Origin of the sequence: Rhizorhabdus sp. (assembly GCF_018006725.1) — a bacterium.
Taxonomy (GTDB): domain Bacteria; phylum Pseudomonadota; class Alphaproteobacteria; order Sphingomonadales; family Sphingomonadaceae; genus Rhizorhabdus.
The window spans coordinates 1-2,750 of the sequence record NZ_JAGMXV010000439.1; the positions used below are offsets into that span (position 1 = coordinate 1).

Sequence of the window (2,750 nt, forward strand, 5' to 3'; positions counted from 1 at the left end):
CTTTAGAAGTCTCCGAGTCCGTGTTGCTGAACAGCCAAGTCGTCATTCCTATTGGCAGCCCAGCAGTGGGGGAGATAACCTCCGTCCGCAACAAGGGAATGTGGGGAAAATCGGGAAATATCGAATCGAGATTGCTCTACGTTACAGCGAACGGACGTCGCATTCGCCTTGAAGGTGCGGCTGGTGCTGACAAGGGAGCAAAAGCTGGTGCGGGCGCTGTGGCCGTTTCAGCTATTGTTTTTCTCCCGACCGGCTTTTTCTGGACAGGAACGAGTGCCGTTATCCCTCCTGGCACTCGTGTGGATGGGCTGATTGCTGAGGACATTCCAGTCGCATTTGCGGGCTCATCCTCCGCGCCAATGACAGTCGGCGCTGCACCTCTCACGCCTCCCAACGCTGGAAGCACATCACCAAATTGAGGCTAGTTGTAAGAAGTACCACGGTGTATCCAAGCCTACGGAATGCCGATTTGGCTTAATCACACCTTCGGTATCGCGCCGCCATCGATCACATAATCGGTGCTGGCGAATGCGGCGGCGCGGTCGGAAACGAGGAAGGCGGTGAGGAAGGGTGAGGCTGGCGACCTCGTCGGGGTGCGCTGTCCTGCCCACGGGGATGCTGCCGAGCGATACCATGATCCGCCGCCGGCCGCCTTCGCGGCGGCATAGCAGATCATCGCCTCGGGCAGTGACAGCCTGTTCTGGATGGAGGTGGCGGAGATCACGACGGCTGGGCGGGATCGGCACCGGCTTATTCATGGAAGCCGATGTGGGCGACGACATCACTATCGGGGCGGCTGATCCCCCCGAACCGCTCAGGCCGCAGTCTCCAGAGCCTCATTGGCCTCGAGCCACTCTGCCTCGACCGCCTCCAATTCCCGTTCGACGTCGGCGCGGAGCTTCATCAGGTCGCCGGTCGTGCGCTTGGCATCGGCGGGGCTGGCCGACTTGGGGTCGAACATCGCACGGTCGATCTCGCTGCGGCGCGCAGTGAGCGTCGCGATCCGCTGCTCCATGTCGCGGACGCTCTTGCGCAGCGTGGCCAGCTGCTCGCGCGCTGCGGCGGCTGCCTTCTTGTCCTTCTTCCCGCCCTTGCCGCCGCCCGAAGCGCCATCGCCCTTAGGCTGATTCCGGCCGAGGATCAGGTCGGTATAGTCGTCGAGCGTGCCGCCGAACTCCTTGGCGGTACCACTGTCGACCAGCACCAAGCGGTCGGCGGCGAGTTCGATCATGTGGCGGTCGTGGCTGACGATCACGACCGCGCCTTCATAGGCGTTGAGCGCCTGGGCGAGCGCCTCGCGGGCGTCGACGTCCAGGTGGTTGGTCGGTTCGTCGAGGATCAGCATGTGCGGCGCGTCGCGGGTGATGAGCGCCAGCGCGAGCCGCGCGCGCTCGCCGCCCGACAACTTGCCCACCTTCTGCGTCGCCCGGTCGCCCGAGAAGCCGAAGCGGCCGAGCTGCGCGCGGACGGCGGCGGGCGTCTTGCCCGGCATGATCCGCGTCATATGTTCGAGCGGGGTATCGTCGACGTCGAGTTCCTCGACCTGATACTGCGTGAAATAGCCGACGCGCATCTTGCCGGCCGCGTTCATCGCGCCGTCCATCGGCTTGAGCTGCGAGGCGATCAGGCGGGCGAGCGTGGTCTTGCCGTTGCCGTTGCGGCCGAGCAGCGCGATGCGGTCATCGGGATCGAGGCGCAGGTTCAGCCGCTGCAGGATCGGCTTCTCGGCGACATAGCCGACGCTGGCCATGTCGAGCGTGACGAGCGGCGGCTTGAGACCGTCGGCCGGCGACGGGAAGTCCATCGACAGGCTCGGATCCTCGGCCATGGCGACGATGGGCTGCATCTTCGCCAGCGCCTTGGCGCGCGACTGCGCCTGCTTGGCGGTGGAGGCACGCGCGCTGTTGCGGGCGATATAGTCCTGCAGCTTGGCGCGCTGCGCATCCTGCGAGGCCTTGGCGGCAGCGATCTGCGCGGCGCGCTCGGCGCGCTGGCGTTCGAAACTGTCGTAGCCGCCGGTGTAGAGCGTGGTCTTGCCGCCCTCCAGATGGAGAATATGGTCGACGACATTATTGAGCAGATCGCGCTCGTGGCTGATGATGACGATCATCGCCGGGTAGCTCTTCAGGAAATTCTCGAGCCACAGCGTCGCTTCGAGGTCGAGGTGGTTCGACGGCTCGTCGAGCAGCAGCAGGTCGGGTTCGGAGAACAGCAGGGCGGCGAGCGCGACGCGCATCTTCCAGCCGCCCGAATAGCTGTCGAGCGGGCGCTGCTGCATCTCCTCGTCGAAGCCGAGGCCGACGAGGATCGTCGAGGCGCGGGCCGGCGCGGTATAAGCATCGATCGCCAGCAGCCGCTCATAGACTTCGCCCAGCCGGTCGGGATCCTCGCAGGTCTCGCTCTCGACGAGCAGCGCGGCGCGTTCCTTGTCGGCGGCGAGCACCGTCTCGATCGGGGTTGACGTTCCGCTCGGCGCCTCCTGCGCGATATAGCCGATACGGAGGTCGCGCGGCTTGTCGAGATCGCCGTCGTCGGCCTCGAGCGAGCCGATCATCACCTTCATCAGCGTCGACTTGCCGGCACCGTTGCGCCCGATCAGACCGACCCGCGCGCGGGGTGGCAGCGCGGCCGAGGCGCGGTCGAGGATGGTGCGGCCACCGAGACGGACGGTGAGATTCGAGAAGTTCAGCATCGCGCGCCGATAGAGGATTTCGCAGCGCAGCGAAACCGCGTGTTGCGCAGCCCGGGCC

Annotated in this window: 2 protein-coding genes and 1 pseudogene; 1 reads left to right on the forward strand and 2 read right to left on the reverse strand. The window is 65.5% G+C overall.

Annotated features, from left to right (window positions below):
- Positions 1-419: pseudogene (locus tag KAY22_RS27470) on the forward strand (hypothetical protein); the annotation flags it as partial.
- Between the two features lie 59 nt (positions 420-478).
- Here the strand turns inward: KAY22_RS27470 and KAY22_RS27475 are convergent.
- Positions 479-724, reverse strand: coding sequence for a short-chain dehydrogenase (locus tag KAY22_RS27475; protein WP_296626215.1), 246 nt, complete (start codon positions 722-724; stop codon positions 479-481).
- 90 nt (positions 725-814) lie between these two features.
- On the reverse strand, positions 815-2,692 hold the full coding sequence (locus KAY22_RS27480) for an ABC-F family ATP-binding cassette domain-containing protein (RefSeq protein WP_296626216.1): 1,878 nt from the start codon (positions 2,690-2,692) through the stop codon (positions 815-817).
- Positions 2,693-2,750: the final 58 nt, after the last annotated feature.